Origin of the sequence: Corynebacterium sp. A21, from assembly GCF_052266655.1 — a bacterium.
Classification (GTDB): domain Bacteria; phylum Actinomycetota; class Actinomycetes; order Mycobacteriales; family Mycobacteriaceae; genus Corynebacterium.
Map to the genome: position 1 here is coordinate 468,593 of NZ_JBQPQY010000001.1, position 16,095 is coordinate 484,687.

At 63.5% G+C, this 16,095-nt stretch carries 15 protein-coding genes; 12 read left to right on the plus strand and 3 right to left on the minus strand.

The window, feature by feature from the left end; genetic code table 11:
• Nucleotides 1–64: 64 nt before the first annotated feature.
• Complete coding sequence (locus ACTU46_RS02100; RefSeq protein WP_443378467.1) at nt 65–1,963, minus strand: MMPL family transporter; 1,899 nt, start codon at nt 1,961–1,963, stop codon at nt 65–67.
• A gap of 253 nt (nt 1,964–2,216) precedes the next feature.
• Here ACTU46_RS02100 and ACTU46_RS02105 point away from each other — a divergent pair, with 253 nt between their 5' ends.
• Entirely contained in the window at nt 2,217–2,690 is a 474-nt protein-coding gene (locus ACTU46_RS02105; protein ID WP_443378469.1) for a MarR family winged helix-turn-helix transcriptional regulator, read from the plus strand.
• On the opposite strand, the gene ACTU46_RS02110 is transcribed toward ACTU46_RS02105, so the two are convergent.
• Entirely contained in the window at nt 2,687–3,535 is an 849-nt protein-coding gene (locus ACTU46_RS02110) for a DUF4439 domain-containing protein (RefSeq protein WP_443378471.1), read from the minus strand. The two genes, ACTU46_RS02105 and ACTU46_RS02110, sit on opposite strands and share 4 nt — an antisense overlap.
• Nucleotides 3,536–3,573: 38 nt before the next feature.
• On the opposite strand from ACTU46_RS02110, the gene rimP reads away from it, so the two are divergent.
• From rimP to ACTU46_RS02160, 10 genes are all read left to right on the plus strand, one after another.
• Nucleotides 3,574–4,128: a ribosome maturation factor RimP gene (gene rimP / locus ACTU46_RS02115; RefSeq protein ID WP_443378473.1), complete on the plus strand. Its 555-nt coding sequence runs from the start codon at nt 3,574–3,576 to the stop codon at nt 4,126–4,128.
• Nucleotides 4,125–5,126: a transcription termination factor NusA gene (gene nusA, locus ACTU46_RS02120; RefSeq protein WP_443378475.1), complete on the plus strand. Its 1,002-nt coding sequence runs from the start codon at nt 4,125–4,127 to the stop codon at nt 5,124–5,126. The genes rimP and nusA overlap by 4 nt, the downstream gene beginning before the upstream one ends.
• A gap of 417 nt (nt 5,127–5,543) precedes the next feature.
• Nucleotides 5,544–5,873 (plus strand): YlxR family protein, encoded by a 330-nt coding sequence (locus ACTU46_RS02125; protein WP_443378477.1) that lies wholly within the window; start codon nt 5,544–5,546, stop codon nt 5,871–5,873.
• 105 nt (nt 5,874–5,978) lie between these two features.
• Nucleotides 5,979–8,897, plus strand: coding sequence for a translation initiation factor IF-2 (gene infB, locus ACTU46_RS02130; protein WP_443378479.1), 2,919 nt, complete (start codon nt 5,979–5,981; stop codon nt 8,895–8,897).
• On the plus strand, nt 8,897–9,691 hold the full coding sequence (locus ACTU46_RS02135; RefSeq protein ID WP_443378481.1) for a metallophosphoesterase family protein: 795 nt from the start codon (nt 8,897–8,899) through the stop codon (nt 9,689–9,691). The genes infB and ACTU46_RS02135 overlap by 1 nt, the downstream gene beginning before the upstream one ends.
• A 210-nt stretch (nt 9,692–9,901) precedes the next feature.
• On the plus strand, nt 9,902–10,339 hold the full coding sequence (gene rbfA, locus ACTU46_RS02140; RefSeq protein WP_443378483.1) for a 30S ribosome-binding factor RbfA: 438 nt from the start codon (nt 9,902–9,904) through the stop codon (nt 10,337–10,339).
• A gap of 25 nt (nt 10,340–10,364) precedes the next feature.
• A complete protein-coding gene (locus ACTU46_RS02145) occupies nt 10,365–11,330 on the plus strand; it encodes a DHH family phosphoesterase (RefSeq protein ID WP_443379395.1) in 966 nt (321 codons plus the stop codon).
• On the plus strand, nt 11,327–12,694 hold the full coding sequence (locus ACTU46_RS02150) for an MATE family efflux transporter (protein WP_443378485.1): 1,368 nt from the start codon (nt 11,327–11,329) through the stop codon (nt 12,692–12,694). The genes ACTU46_RS02145 and ACTU46_RS02150 overlap by 4 nt, the downstream gene beginning before the upstream one ends.
• The gene (locus ACTU46_RS02155; RefSeq protein WP_443378487.1) at nt 12,691–13,500 is read left to right on the plus strand and encodes a metallophosphoesterase family protein; all 810 of its coding nucleotides are present in this window, start codon (nt 12,691–12,693) and stop codon (nt 13,498–13,500) included. Before ACTU46_RS02150 ends, ACTU46_RS02155 begins: the two co-directional genes overlap by 4 nt.
• Complete coding sequence (locus ACTU46_RS02160) at nt 13,493–14,149, plus strand: 4'-phosphopantetheinyl transferase family protein (protein ID WP_443378489.1); 657 nt, start codon at nt 13,493–13,495, stop codon at nt 14,147–14,149. The genes ACTU46_RS02155 and ACTU46_RS02160 overlap by 8 nt, the downstream gene beginning before the upstream one ends.
• A 54-nt stretch (nt 14,150–14,203) precedes the next feature.
• On the opposite strand, the gene truB is transcribed toward ACTU46_RS02160, so the two are convergent.
• Complete coding sequence (gene truB, locus ACTU46_RS02165; protein WP_443378491.1) at nt 14,204–15,097, minus strand: tRNA pseudouridine(55) synthase TruB; 894 nt, start codon at nt 15,095–15,097, stop codon at nt 14,204–14,206.
• Nucleotides 15,098–15,126: 29 nt separating this feature from the next.
• Between truB and ACTU46_RS02170 the strand changes: the two genes are divergently transcribed.
• Nucleotides 15,127–16,095 carry a bifunctional riboflavin kinase/FAD synthetase gene (locus tag ACTU46_RS02170; RefSeq protein WP_443378492.1) on the plus strand — a complete coding sequence of 323 codons (969 nt, stop codon included), beginning with the start codon at nt 15,127–15,129 and terminating at the stop codon, nt 16,093–16,095.

Genomic DNA, 16,095 nt, shown 5'->3' on the forward strand with positions numbered 1-16,095 from the left:
GGTAGGTCTCGAGGAACAGGCCAATGACCCTCGCCCGAGACACGATCCGGTCGATCCTCGAGACCTAGACGTCAATGCTCTTCTTCGCCGCTGTGGAATCCTGCCGGGAGTCCAGCTTGGCAGGCCACCAGAACTTCTCGCCGAGCACCTGAACTACCGAGGGGATGAGCAGGGTGCGCACCACCAGGGTATCCAGCAGTACGCCGATGAAGATGACGATGCCGACCTGCGCCAGCGCCACCAGGGGCAGCACTCCCAGGGCCGCGAAGACCGCGGCCAACAGGATGCCAGCTGAGGTGATCACACCACCGGTGGAGGATAGAGCGGTGAGGACTCCCTCCGGGGTGCCGATCTTCCGGGCTTCCTCGCGGGTCCGGGTGATCAGGAAGATGGAGTAGTCGATGCCCAGGGCAACCAGGAAAACGAAGGCGTAGAGCGGGGTGGTATCGGCATAGGTGTCGAAGCCGAAGATACCGGTGGAGATCCACCAGCCCAGGCCCAGGGCCGCAACATTGGTCAGCAGCACCGTGGCCACCATGATCAGCGGGGCGAGGAAGGAACGCAGCAGGAGCACCAGCGCCAGGAAGACGATCAGCAGCACCATCGGGAAGATGAGCAGGGCGTCCTGGAGGGCGAAGATCTGGTTGTCCTTCAGCTCGGCATCGGAGCCGCCGACCAGGGCGTCGGTTCCTGCCAGTGCGTTCCGGAGCTCCTCGGTGTCCGCGCCCGAGACGTTGAAGAGGGACCAGCCGTCCACCGGATCTGCGGGAGTCACGGTGACACCGGACTGCGCCAGCACCTCGTTCACCGCTTCGGGGGTTTTGGTGAGCACCTTGGCTGGGGTGGCATCCTGGCCGGGGAAGCTCTGGCTGAGTTCAGCGGCTGCGATGATGGACTCCGGAGTATCGATGAACTGGTCCTCCTGTTTGAGTCCGATGGAGATCTGCGTGGCACCGATACAGGCGATGGCCAAGGCCACCAGGGAGCCCACCAGGACGCGGCGCGGGTTCTGGCGCACCAGAGCGCCCACCCGGTCCCAGAATCGGTGCTCTACCTGAGTCCCGGTCTTGGGCGGCCTTGGCCAGAAGACCCAGCGGCCGAAGGTGACCAGAGCACCCGGGAGAGCGAAGAGAGCGAAGAGCATGGCGATCACGATGCCGATCATGGTGGCAGCCCCCAGCCCACGGTTGGCTGCGGTGTGGGAGAACATCAGACAGGCCACCCCGAGGATCACCGTGAGACCACTGGCCAGCACCGTCTTGGCGGTGGGGACCCAGGCCCGGGACATCGCCTCGAAGCGGTCGGGGGTGCGGTGCAGTTCATCGCGGTAGCGGGAGATCAACAGCAGGGCGTAGTTGGTGCCGGCGCCGAAGACCAGCACCGAGAGGATCCCGGCGGTGGACTCGTTCCAGGTGATTCCGAGTGCGTCGAGCACCCAGGTAAAAGAGGTGGCGGCAACCCGGTCGGCGATGCCGATGACCAACAGCGGGATGATCCACAGGACGGGGGAGCGGTAGGTGAAGATCAGCAGGACTGCGACGATGAGGCCAGTGACACCCAGCAGGAGGAAGTTGGCGCCCTCGAAGACTCCGGAGAGATCGGCGCTGATGGCCGCCGGGCCGGTGACCTGGGCCGTGATGCCCTCCGGAAGATCCGCGGAGGCCTGCGCACGCAGTTCCTTGATCTTTTCGCTGTTGCCGGAGAGGGAGGCGGAGTCGATGGTCAGTGGGGTGATGGCGGAGGTGCCGTCTTCGCTGGGGATGGCTGGGCCGCCGAGATCAGCGGCTTTGGCCCCGATGGCGGCCAGGTCTAAGGGGCCGTCCTCGGAGGTGAAGAAGACGATGGCGGTGTTGGCTCCCGTCTCCTCACTGTTCTCCAGAATTCGGGAGACCTGGGTGGAATCAGCGTCATCGGCGAGCATGCCGGTGGGGTTGTCAGGGGTGGCAGCGGGACCGATACCCATGGCAAGTCCACCTAGTAGGAGTAGCAGAAGGCTAAGCCATCGGAAGCGGCGCATTATGGTGGTATTCAAGAACATGGCCTTTCTCGCTGAGTGTCTGGGCTGTCACTGCACTGCGGGGCAGCCCTGAACGAGTGCTGATAGGGCTGAATCGTAGAACAAGGATATTGATTCGATTATCGTACAATATGATTGTCCAACAATGAAAGGGTGTGCGGTGGAAAACTTGCCGGGAAAATTGACGCAGGGAAATTCCATGCACCAAGCCTCAGTGTTGCTGCGTCAGATTCTAGTACTCAATGACACCGTGGAATTCCACACTCGGCGCTGTCTGAACACCAACGAGACGGATCTGCAGGCGATGCAGCTGCTGATGCAGCACGGGAGTATGACACCCACGGAGTTGTCGGAGCGGCTACACCTGAGTGCCGCAGCGGTGACCACCGTGATCGACCGGCTGGTGCGGCGTGAGCATGCGGAACGGGTGGTACATCCGGGGGACCGTCGACGCACCCTGATCCGGCCGATCCCGGCTGCGGCGGCAGAGGTCCTGGAGCTGATCTGGCCGATGATCGAGAATTCTGATGCCGTCGTCCGGGAGATGTCCGCGCAGGAACAGGCAGTGGTGGTCCGCTACCTTAATGGGGTAGCAGGCTCAATGCGCTCCTTCATTGAAGATCTCAAGGGGCGGCTGGAAGCAGCGGAGTCATCCATCCCACTCAAGGATTAGCCCAACGTGGGTTGAGCTACCCGGGAGTGGGCGGCTGCTTCCACCGCGAAGCCACGCCACTCCACGGACTCCGCATTGACGGCAGCGGACTGCCAGCGCAGGTGGGTGTCTGCGGCAATGGTGTCGGCGAAGAGGCGGGCGGAGGCGGTATCGACGGGTTCGGGAGCCTGGTCGAACTCGTAGCCGGCCTGGGGTTCGGGGACCTGGCCGCTGTCCTGGAGCAGCAACTGCAGGGCGAGGATGCGCTCACGGTGGGCGCTCAGGAGGGCGTCGATAGTCGTCCGGGTATCGGCATCGGCGAAGGCGAGTGCAACACCGAGTCCGTATTCGGCGGCGAGTTCCTGTTCGAGCAGACTGCGGGCGGTGTTGAGATCCTCTTCGGCGGTGATGAGCAGGGGATCAGGGAGGGCGATATCGCCATCAGCAGCGGCCAGCTCAATCGCTTGAGTGGTCAGCAGATCACGGGATTGCTCAGGAACCGCATCCAGGGCATGGACATAATTTCCCAGGGCGGCGTTGATGATCTCCGCAGGTGTTTCCGGGGCGCCGCTGGGAACCACATAGCCGGAGAGATCGACCTCGCAGGTGGTGGGCACCGTGCCGGTCTCATCGGTGCCGCAGAGTCGCTGAATCTCGGTGAGTAGGGTATCCGCTTGTCTGCCGCGTAGCTGCGCCGCGGCAGGATCCTGTTCAGTCAGGGCGACCTCATCATGGACCGCCTGTGCCGCCAGAGTCTGTAGCTCCGAGTTCGGGCGCGGCCCGAGGAGATCCACCACCGCGCAGGCGCTCAACGCCGGTAGGGACAGGATCATCAGGGTAGCCAGAGGCAGTAGCTTACGGTTCACGTGCAACCACTCTAGTGGCTCAGGATAGGCTGGTGGTTATGGCATTCCCCAGCGACGAGCAGTTGATAGAACTCATCACCCCCATTGCAGATGGTCACCGGATGGACGTGGAAACGATGAAGGTAACCCGGGCGGGCAAGAAATCAATGGTCGTGATCGGTCTTGACTCCGATACTCGCCCCAGTCTCGATGAGCTTGAGGTGCTCTCCCAGGAGATCTCCGAGCTTCTCGACACCGCGGAGGAGGCCGGTCGCTACAGCTTCGGCGCCGGCTACACCCTGGAGGTCTCCACCCCAGGCGTTGAACTGCCCTTCACTGCACCGCGCCACTGGCGTCGCAACCGCACCCGCCTGGTCAAACTGGCCCAGAATGGGGTGGACAGCATCTGGCGCATCGGTGCTCTCAGCGATGATGGAACCGCCGTGATTCTGGTGGGCAGAAACAAGGAGCAACCGGTGATCCTTAACCTGGAATTAACGGAAACCTACTCGGCAGTGGTAGAAATTGAGTTCGCTAAACCGCCGGTAACGGAGCTTGAGCTCGCCGGACTGAATTTTGAAGATGCCCTGAAACGGGGAGAGGAAGACAAGTGAATATTGATCTGCAGGCACTTAAGGCCATTGAGACCGAAAAAGGAATTCCGGTCAATGACCTGCTGAGCACCATTGCAGGTGCCCTGCTCCACGCCTACCGTGAGTATCGTGAAGTCGCCCTGAGCACCGTCAATGCCAAGGCTCGCGTGGACATCGATTCCGCCACCGGATCAGTAAATGTCATCGTCACCGAGCTGGATGAAAACGGCGAGATTGACAGTGAATACGATGACACCCCCTCCAACTTTAGTCGCGTCGGTGCCCAAGCCGTGCGTGAAGCCATCGTTGCCCGTATGCGCGAGGCCGAAGCCGGCCGCGCCTTCAACGCCTATGCCGCTTATGAGGGCAAGGTCGTTTCCGGCGTGGTGGAACGCGATGTTCGCGCCAATGAACGCGGTATGGCAGTCGTCCAGCTCGGCACCGAGCTCGACTCCCAGGACGGCATTCTCCTGCCGGCCGAGCAGATTCCGGGGGAGAAGCTCACCCACGGCGATCGCGTCAAAGCCTTCGTCGTGGAGGTCCACAAGGGTCCCCGGAACATCCAGATCAACCTCTCCCGCACGCACCCCGAACTGGTGCGCGGCCTGTTCGAGCTGGAGGTTCCCGAGGTCGCCGATGGTTCCGTCGAGATCATCGGCATCGCCCGCGAAGCCGGTCACCGCTCCAAGGTGGCCGTGGCTGCCCATGTCCGCGGTCTCAACGCCAAGGGCGCCTGCATTGGCCCGCGTGGCCAGCGTGTCACCAACATCATGAATGAGCTCGGTGGCGAGAAGATCGACATCATCGACTACTCCGCCGACCCAGCCGTCTTCGTCGGCAATGCCCTGGCCCCTTCTAAGGTGGTCAAGGTGGAGATCATAGATCTCGAGGCGCAGACCGCTCGAGTCACCGTGCCGGATTACCAGCTCTCGCTGGCCATCGGTAAGGAAGGCCAGAATGCCCGCCTGGCAGCACGGTTGACCGGCTGGAAGATCGATATTCACTCTGACGCTGACTAAACCGTCACGTCCCGGTGCCGCGAGGTGACACCACGAGGGATGGTCTTTCCCGGTGGGGTGCAGATTCTTTCTGTACCCCACTTTTGGCATCTCGGGCAGGTGGGTCCCCGGGTTTTCGACTTTCCCGGTGAGGTTCCCAGGTGAGTGGGGGAGGAAGGTTCTCGCCACAGGTTTTCAGCCCCCACGGCGAATTCCGCACAGTTGAGATTCGGTCCGGTCGGGCAAATCCGCTACCAATATACGCTGAGCAAACATACCCGAGTTCAATTTCAGGTGACTTTAGCGTAAACTGAATCCCGGCCCACGTGCATAAGTGTCGAAGTAGCCCAGAACCCCATCATGGCTTTCTGGGGGAGTCGAACAGTGGGGTTCTAGATTTGGTTGTCGGCATCTGGCCGGCACGGTGAGAGGAGACGAATGACGGATAGCCGCCGAGGTGAGGTATCACCCCAGCAGATCCGTATTCGTACCTGTATCGCCACCAAAGAGCGGAAGCCTGATACTCAGCTTCTGCGCCTTGTCGTCGATCCTGATGATAATGCCCGGGTGATTCCGGACCCTACCCGCCGGTTGCCCGGTCGGGGAGCCTGGATCGTCCCGAACCTCACCGCACTCGAGCTGGCGGAACAGCGCCGCGCCTTCGGGCGTGCGCTCAGGGTGTCCACGAAGGTGGACACAGGTCAGGTACGAGCCTACCTCGTGGATTACACCGCGGGAACAGACATTGTAAGGAAGACCGAACACTGATGAGCACACGATGAAGCATCAGCGATGAACGTCAACGATCCATCCTAGGTGTCGAGGCCAGTTTTCCAGGCCTTCGACTCCTAGCAGAAATCATTTAGGAGAGAAGTGCCCGGAAAGCTACGCGTACATGAGCTCGCCAAGCAGCTCGGCGTAACCAGTAAAGATCTACTTGCCTCGCTCAAGGAGCAAGGCGAGTTCGTCAAGACCGCATCCTCGACCATCGAACCCCCGGTGGTCAAGAAGATGCGCAACCACTACGGCAGTGACGGGGCCGCAGAGTCCAACGCTGCCCCGACCCCGGGTGCAGCACCCAAGCCCGGCGCTTCCGCCCCGAAGCCCGGCGCCGCACCCAAGCCGGGAGCTGCCCCGAAGCCGGGTGCCGCACCCAAGCCCGGCGCTGCTGCCGCAAAGCCGGCTCCGGCTGCCAAGCCCACCCCGGCCGCGGCACCGAAGCCCGCTGCGGCCAAGCCGGCAGACGCCGGTGCTGGTGTGCCCAAGCCCACGGATGCCCCGAAGCCGGAAGCCGGTGCAGCCGCACCCAAGCCGGGTGGCGGACCGAAGCCGGGCGAGGGCGCAATGCCCCGTCCCATGGCTAAGCCGGGCCCGAAGCCCGGTGGCCGCGCTCCGCGCGTGGCTAATAACCCCTTCTCCAGTGGTGGCGGCGAACGCCCGGCACCTCGCCCCGGCGGCGGTCCCCGTCCCGGTGGCGGCGAACGCCCGGCACCTCGTCCCGGTGGTGGACCTCGTCCCGGCGGCGGTCCCCGCCCCGGTGGTGGACCTCGCCCCGGCGGCGGTCCCCGTCCCGGTGGTGGACCTCGCCCCGGTGGACAGGGTGCTGGCGCCGCTGCAGGTGCCGGTGCCAAGGGCCGCAGCCCGCGTCCGGGCGGTACTGACCGTCCGGCACAGGGTGGCGGCGACAAGCAGGGCGGCGGACGTCGTCCGAGCCCGGCAATGATGCCTTCGCACCCGAACCCGGCTCAGATGCCGGCCAAGGCTGCTCCCGGTGGCCGTGGCGGTCGCGGTGGCTCTGGTGGAGGCACCGGCCCCGGTGGTACCACTGGCGGCGGCTTCAAGGGTGGCGCTCGCGGCGGTCGTCGCGGCGGTACCGCTGGTGCTTTCGGACGTCCGGGCGGCGCACCGCGTCGTGGACGTAAGTCGAAGCGTCAGAAGCGTAATGAGTACGAGGCAATGCAGGCGCCGAACGTCATTGGTGGCGTTCGTCTGCCTGACGGTCGCGGCGAGTCCCTGCGACTGCGTCGAGGCGCCTCCCTGTCTGACTTTGCCGAGAAGATCGGTACCGACGCATCGGCACTGGTCCAGGCGCTGTTCAACCTGGGTGAGATGGTCACCGCGACGCAGTCTGTCTCTGATGAGACCCTGCAGCTGCTCGGTGACGAGATCAACTACCAGGTTGAGGTCGTCTCTCCGGAGGACGAGGATCGAGAGCTCCTCGAGCGCTTCGACCTGCAGTTCGGTGAGGACGAGGGTGGCGACGAAGAGCTCGCCATCCGTCCCCCGGTGGTCACTGTCATGGGTCACGTCGACCATGGTAAGACCCGACTGCTGGACACCATCCGTAAGGCGAATGTCGGTGGTCGTGAGGCCGGTGGCATCACCCAGGGCATCGGTGCCTACCAGGTAGATGTCAATGTCGATGGCAATGATCGCAAGATCACCTTCCTTGATACTCCGGGTCACGAGGCCTTCACGGCCATGCGTGCCCGTGGTGCCAAGTCCACTGACCTGGCAATCTTGGTTGTCGCAGCGGATGACGGCGTCATGCCGCAGACCGTTGAGGCGATCAACCACGCCAAGGCCGCGGATATCCCGATCGTGGTCGCAGTGAACAAGGTTGATAAGCCGGAAGCTCAGCCGGAGAAGATCCGTGGTCAGCTCACCGAGTACGGCATCGTTCCGGAGGAGTACGGCGGCGACACCATGTTCGTCGACATCTCCGCGAAGCAGGGCACCAACATTGAAAGCCTGCTTGAGGCCGTGCTGTTGACCGCTGATGCTTCCCTGGATCTGCGTGCCAACCCGGAGATGGATGCTCAGGGTGTTGCGATCGAGGCTCACCTCGACCGTGGCCGTGGCCCGGTGGCAACCGTCATCGTCCAGCGCGGTACCCTCCACGTCGGTGACTCCATCGTCGCCGGTGACGCCTATGGTCGTGTCCGTCGCATGGTCGACGAGCACGGCGAGGATGTCGCGGAAGCCGGCCCGTCTCGTCCGGTTCAGGTTCAGGGCCTCAATGGAGTCCCCGGTGCCGGCGATAACATCATGGTCGTCGAAGACGATCGTCTTGCCCGCCAGATCGCCGATCAGCGCAATGCACGCAAGCGCAATGCGATGGCAGCACGCTCCCGTAAGCGGGTCTCGCTGGAGGATCTGGATTCCGTGCTCAAGGAAACCAGTACCCTCAACCTGATCCTCAAGGGCGACAACGCCGGTTCGGTGGAAGCCCTGGAGGAGTCCCTCCTCAAGCTGGAGATGGAGGACGAGGTCGAGCTCAACATCATCGACCGTGGCGTCGGTGCGGTCACCCAAACCAACGTCTCTCTGGCAGCAGCCTCCAACGCGGTCATCATCGCCTTCAACGTTCGCGCTGAGGGCAAGGCCACCGAGGAAGCCAACACCGAGGGTGTGGACGTCCGTTTCTACACCGTCATCTACAAGGCTCTCGAAGAGGTGGAGCAGGCTCTCAAGGGCATGCTCAAGCCGATCTACGAGGAGCGCGCGATCGGTACCGCCGAGATCCGTGCGATCTTCAAGGCTTCCGCAGTCGGCCTCATCGCAGGTTGCATGGTCGAGTCCGGCAAGGTCCGACGCAATGCAACTGTCCGACTCATTCGTGACGGCAACATCGTCACCGATTCCGCGAAGATTGTTTCGCTGCGTCGCGAGAAGGACGATGCCACCGAAGTTTCCGCAGGTTACGAGTGCGGTATGGTGCTGTCCTACCCGGGCATCGCCGTCGGTGACAAGATCGAGGCCTTTGAAATGGTCGAGGTGCCGCGCGACTAGTGGCGCAAACCCTCTGGTTCACTTCGGACCTGCACGTCACCTGGCCCGCCAACCGCGAGCGCATTGAGCGCCTCCAACCGGCGGACCCTGGTGACTGGCTCATCGTCGCCGGAGATGTAGCAGAGCGAATCGACCTCGTTGTCGAAACGCTCGCTGCTCTCCGGCGGCGTTTTGCCCGTGTCATCTGGACACCGGGCAACCATGAACTTTTCTCCCGTGCCGCCGACCGGTTCAAGGGGCGGGCACGGTATCTCCAGCTGGTGGACCTGTTGCGTCAGGTCGGCGTGGATACCCCGGAAGATGAATACCCGGTCTTCGGGGACGTGACCGTAGCTGCGCTCTTCACGCTTTACGACTATTCCTTCCGCCCGGCGCATCTTTCAGCTGCCGAGGCGTTGGCGGGGGCCCGGCTGGCGCGCGCGACCCTCGATGATGAGCTCTACATCGCGCCCTTTGTCGACATCCCTGAGTGGTGTGCCGAGCGGGTCTCCTATTCCCGGGAGCGCTTGGCCGCGGTGTCGGGCCCGACCTTATTGGTCAATCACTGGCCGCTGGTGGTGGAACCCACGCTACGCCTGGGGAAGCCGGAGATGGCGTTGTGGTGCGGGACCACCGCCACCCGATCTTTCGCACAGGACTTTGACGCGATCGGTGCCGTCCACGGGCACCTTCACATGCCGGGGGAGATCCGGGTGGACGGGGTGTCTTACTTCGATGTGTCGCTGGGTTATCCCTTCGAACAAGCGCACATGCCGCCGCGGGCCTGGCCGGTGCCGGGGCTGCGCATTGACTGAAACAGCAGGGATACCTCGGGTACCTCATCTTTAGCCGGGCCGGGGTCGCTTGCGGAGCTGCGTTCAGGCGCCCCCGGGTTTTAGCGGGCGGGCTGCTGCCGTGCGGTGTGACCTGGAGCCGGTTAGGGGGGTATCATCACCTGTCTAGAGCATCGATGCGATGATCCGGTGTTTTCCCGTGATCACACAGTTGAAAGGAATGGTGTCGTCATGGTTGACAATGCCCGTGCCGCCCGAATGGCCAAAAGAATTCAGACCATCGTGGCCAGCGCGATCGAGCGTAAAATCAAGGATCGTCGGCTTGAACTGATTACCGTCACCGATACCCGGGTGACCGGTGATCTTCATGATGCCACCGTCTTCTACACCGTCCGCGGTCGTGAGATTGATGAGTCCCCGGACCTCAACGCGGCGGCCCAGGCCCTGCATCGCGCCCGTGGTCAGCTGCGCAAGATCGTCGGTGAAGAACTCGGTGTCCGTTTCACCCCGACCCTGAGCTTCGAGATTGACAATGTGCCGGAGGCTTCGGCACATATGGAGGCGCTGCTCGCCCGCGCCCGCGCCCGCGATGAAGAACTCGCCCGACTCAAGGAGAACGCCACTCCGGCCGGTGACGCGAACCCGTACAAGACTGACGGGGAAGAGTAGCGTCTTGACACAGTCTCACCCTGAGATGCTGCGTGCCGCCGTGGCGCTTATCGACGCCGCGGACACGGTCACCGTGGTCGGACATGTGCGCTCTGACGCCGATGCCATCGGGTCTGTCAGCGCCCTGCTGCTCGCCCTGCGTCAGCTGGGTAAGGAGGCGATCGGCGTGATCGGTCAGCCGACGCCGTTCTCGGCGAATCTGCTGAGCATCCCCGCCGCCGAGGGCATCCGCATCTCCGATGAGCTGCCGTCCTCGGATCTGGTGGTCACCGTCGACTGCGGTTCCATCGATCGCACCGGCTACTTCGCGGAAGCCATCGCAGAGCGCTTCGAGCAGACCCTGGTCATCGATCACCACGCCTCCAATTCTGGTTTCGGCCGGGTGAATCTGTTGGTGCCGGAGGCCGAGTCCACCACCACGGTGCTCCACGAACTTTTCGCGGAACTCGGGGTGGAGGTCGACCGTGATATCGCGCACTGCATCTATGCCGGTCTGGTCACCGATACCGGTAGTTTCCGCTGGGGCCGGCCCCAGATGCATCAGCTCGCGGCGGAGCTGATGGCAACTGGTATCGACACCACCGGCATTGCCGTGGAACTGATGGACAGCACCGATATGAGGGATCTCCAGATGATCGGCCGGGTGCTCGCCGGGGTGGCGACACACCAGGTTGGGGAGCACACCGTGGCTACGCTGACCGCCACCAATGATCTGATCGCCGGGCACAGCGATGCTGCGGTGGAAAGCCTGGTGGACTTCGTCCGGGCGCTCAAGGGCACCGATATCGGTGTCGTGTTCAAGGAGATGACACCCGGAATGTGGGCGGTTTCCCTGCGTTCCGCCGTGATCGACGTCAGCCTCATCGCCGTTGCCCTCGGCGGTGGCGGCCATGTTCCGGCAGCCGGTTACACCAGCTTCGGAACCATCGATGCGGTGGAGATTGAGCTGCTGAATGTGCTCGGGAACATCGGAGCGCCTGATTTCGCGTGAGCCGCGCTGACCGTGGGGCGAATGGCCAGGTAAAGGCCCGGGAGATCTTCGCCCTGGCATTTCCCACTCTCGGGGTGCTCGCCGCGAATCCGCTCTATCTGCTGCTGGATACCGCGGTGGTCGGCCGGCTCGGTGCTTTTGAACTGGCGGCACTGGCCGCCGGTACCGCGATCCAGTCCACGGTGACTACCCAGCTGACCTTCCTCTCCTACGGCACCACCGCCAGATCCTCGCGCTTGTTCGGTGCGGGACGGCGTCGGGAAGCGATCGCTGAAGGTGTCCAGGCCACCTGGGTCGCACTCGGGGTGGGTCTGGCGATCGCCGCGATCGTGCTCTGCGCGGCACCCTGGTTGACGCTCTGGCTCACCGGGGATGAGACGATTGCCGCCGAGTCGACCAAGTGGTTGCGGATCGAGGCCTTCGGGATCCCGCTGTCACTGTTGACGATGGCTGGTAATGGCTGGTTGCGCGGGGTGCGCAACACCCGGGCCCCGCTCTACTTCACGCTCGCCGGAGTCATTCCCGGCGCGATTCTGGTTCCCGTTCTGGTGGCCCGGTACGGGCTGATCGGTTCGGCCTTCGCCAATATTGTGGGTCTGTCGATCACTGCGGCCTGCTTCCTGGTGATGCTGCTGCGCAGCCACCGGGGGTCCTGGCGCCCGGATTTCGGGATCATCAGACGTCAGATGGTGCTCGGTCGCGATCTTATTCTGCGTTCGCTCTCCTTCCAGGTGGCCTTCCTGTCCGCGGCGGCGGTGGCCGCCCGCTTCGGGGCAGGCTCCCTGGCGGCGCACCAGATTCTGCTGCAGTTGTGGAACTTCATCACCCTGGTGTTGGATTCCTTGGCGATCGCGGCGCAGACCCTGACCGGCGCGGCGCTGGGTGCGGGCACGGTGGCCGCCGCCCGGGACGTCGCAAAGCGGGTGGTCCTTTATTCGATGGTTTTCGCGGCGATGCTGGCCCTGGTCTTCGCGCTCGGCGCGGGGGTGATCCCTCGGATCTTCACCACGGACCAGGCGGTGCTCGCGGCGATTTCTGGGCCCTGGTGGCTGTTGGTGGTCATGATCATTCTCGGCGGTGTGGTCTTCGCCTTGGACGGGGTGTTGTTGGGTGCCGCAGATGCGGCCTTCCTCCGCAATGCCACCATCGCCTCAGTGTTGCTCGGTTTTGTCCCGGGAGTCTGGATCTCCCATATCGTCGATGGCGGGCTCACCGGGGTGTGGGGTGGTCTGCTGGCCTTCATCACCATTCGGTTGGTGGCGGTAGTCTGGCGATTCCGGTCCATGCGCTGGGCTGTGGTACACGTTGATCAGGCAGAGAACACCCCGGACAGCGGGGGAGAAGAGGGGGCGCGCAAGCCATGAGCAGGACGTTGTGGGCGGTTGCGGATCTTCACGCGGCCGTGAAAGCCAACACCGTCAAGGTGGAGCAGATCCAGCCCCGGGATCCCGGCGACTGGTTGATCGTCGCCGGGGATGTCGCCGAGCGCACCGACCTGGTGCTACGCGTGCTCGCCGAGTTGCGCGGCCGTTTCGCCTGTGTGATCTGGGTGCCGGGTAATCATGAACTTTTCTCCCGTTCGCAGGACCGTTACCAGGGGCGGGACAAGTACACCGAGCTGGTGGAGGGGTGCCGGCGCATTGATGTGCTCACCCCGGAAGATCCTTATCCCGTCTTCAACGGGGTGACCATCGTGCCGCTGTTCACGCTCTATGACTACAGTTTCCGTCCCCAGGGAATGACGGTGGAGCAGGCGGTGGAAGCCGCGAAGCAACGCCAGGTGATGATGACCGATGAGTTCGCCATTGCTCCCTTTGTGGATGTCCGGGCCTGGTGTTGGGACCGGTTGGCCTATTCCATCAAAAGACTCAGCCGGATCGACGGGCCCACCGTCCTGATCAACCACTGGCCGCTGGTGCAGGAACCGACCCAGCATCTACGCTGGACCGAACTCGCGCTCTGGTGCGGCACCCGGCACACCCGAAATTGGGCAGAGCGCTATAACGCGGAAGCCGTGGTCTACGGGCATCTGCATATGCCGGGGGTGATTGAGGTAGCCGGGGTGCCGCATATCGAGGTGTCCCTCGGTTATCCACGGGAGTGGGAACGACACGGCGAGATGTCGCAGTGGCCCTATGCGGTGCTGCAGGAGGAGCGGGAAGATGCTTGAAGCCAGTCTTTTTCCCTCATCCGCGAAGTTCTGTTATGTCAAGACCTCCCCGGATGAGATTGACCTGAGCAACTATCGGGGTCTGCACCCGCTGGAGCAGTCCCTGGTGTCGCACTCGGTGGACATCCGCAAATCCGAGTTCGGCGATGCCCGCTGGTGTGCGCATCAGGCGCTGCAGGACCTGGGCTATGACAACGGGCAGCCGATCCTGCGGGGTGAGCGGGGGGTTCCGTTATGGCCGGCCGCGATCTGCGGCTCCATGACGCACACCCGCGGTTTCCGTGCTGCGGTGGTGGCACCCCGGCTGCTGGTCCGTTCCATGGGGCTGGACGCTGAGCCCGCGGAACCCCTCCCCCCGGAGGTGTTGGGGTCCATCGCCAGGGAAGGCGAGCTGGCGCAATTGGAACGGTTGGCTGAAAATGGGGTGACCGCCCCCGACCGGCTGTTATTCTGCGCCAAGGAGGCCACCTACAAGGCTTGGTTCCCGATGACGCATCGCTGGCTCGGTTTTGAGCAGGCGGAGATTGACATCCGCGAGGACGGCACCTTCATCGCCTACCTGCTGGTGCGGCCCACCCCGGTGCCCTTCATCGATGGCCGCTGGGTGGAACGCGATGGCTTCTATGTGACGACGACCGCGGTCGTCTAAGCCGGGCTTATCGACGGCCGCGGCCGGCAGGCGAGGGCGTCGATAAGCGGGGTGCTACATCGTGGAGGGTCGAGCCACGAAGACGGTGGCCAGTCGCTTGCCCTGCTCCTTGATGAGTGCCACCGCTTTCCCCTCCGGGGTCACCGCAGCGTGGACCCCCTCCAAACCACGAGGCTCAAGCCATTTGCCCATGGCCAGTGCCGCTCCCTCTTCCTCGGTGACCGCCAGGACCGGGAAGTTGCGGATCAACGATTCATCCAGCGTCAGTGAGAGCCGCGGGGACTCCGCCAGTTCTTCCAGGGTGACTGCATCATCCAGGTTGAAGGGGCCGACTTCGGTGCGCCGCAGCGCGGTGAGATGGCCACCCACCCCGAGATCCGCACCGAGGTCCCGGGCCAGGGAACGGATATAGGTGCCGGTGGAGCAGTTCACCCGGACATCGAGGTCGTAGAATTCGCCCACCTGACGCTGTGCGAGGATCTCGAAGCTGTGGATGGTGACCGGGCGGGCGGGGATCTCCACGTGCTCGCCTTCGCGGACCAGCTGGTGGGCACGTTTGCCGTCGATCTTGATGGCGCTCACCGATGCCGGTCGCTGCATGATCTCGCCGCGCAGTTTTGCCACCCCGGCGGCCACCGCCGCCTCTTCGAGGTTGGCAGCGGAGACCGAGCTGATGACCTCACCTTCGGCGTCATCGGTGGTGGTGGCTGCTCCCAGTCGGATGGTGCCTTCATAGGCCTTGGTGGCGGCCACCAGGTGTGCTAGAAAGCGGGTGCCGCGCTCAATTCCCAGCACCAGGACACCGGTGGCCATGGGGTCCAGCGTCCCGGCATGGCCCACCCGTTTGGTGGCGAATATTCTCCTTAGCCTGCCGACCACGTCATGAGAGGTCATCCCACTCGGCTTATCCACGATCACGAGACCAGAACCTGAGAGTGCATCAATCATACGGGCAGTCTATGCCTTAGTATGGAGCGGTGGATATTTGGCGTGGACTAGAAGAAGTACCCCAGGATCTGGCGGCCTCGGTCGTGACCATCGGGGTATTTGACGGGATTCACCGAGGACACCGCCGATTGATCAGGACGGCGACGAGCCGCGCCGATGAATACGGCCTGCCCAGTGTGCTCGCCACCTTTGATCCGCATCCGCTCGCCGTGATCAGTCCGGAGCGGATGCCGCCGATGATCGGTTCGGTGGCCAACCGGGCAGATCTCGCGGAAGAGCTCGGGGTGGATCATATGCTGGCCTTCCGTTTCACCGCGGAGATGGCGGCGCTGAGTCCGGAGGACTTCTTCGTCCATGTTCTGCTGGAACATCTCAAGGTCAAAGCCGTGATCGTGGGGCAGAACTTCACCTTCGGACACCTGGCGGCCGGTAACTCCCAGACGCTGCTGGACCTGGGGGAGAAGTACGGCGTGCAGGTCGACATCGTTGATCTGCTCACCGAAGAAGGGATCATCCTCTCTTCAACGGAGATCCGGAAGGCGCTGCAGGCCGGCGATCTGGCGAAGGCCACCTGGATTCTGGGGCGTGATTACACCATCAAGGAAACCGTGGTCCGCGGTGCCGGGCGCGGTGGCAAGGAACTGGGTTTCCCCACCGCCAACATGTATTTTCCGGATCAGGTGGCGCTGCCCGCCGATGGAGTCTACGCCGGTTGGTTCACCGTTGCCGGCGATGAGCCGATGGACGGAAACATGGTTCCGGGGGTGAGATACCCCACCTCGATCTCGGTGGGCACCAACCCGACCTTCGGCGATGAGCGGCGCAGCGTGGAGTCCTTCATCCTGGACCGCAGCGCGGATCTCTACGATCGCCGCGCGGTGGTGACCTTCGTCAAACGCCTGCGCGGGATGGAGAAGTTCTCCTCCGTGGAACAGCTCCTGACCGCCATCAACCAGGACGTGGTGGACACCCGCGCCGCCCTGGAAATCGAGAACTAA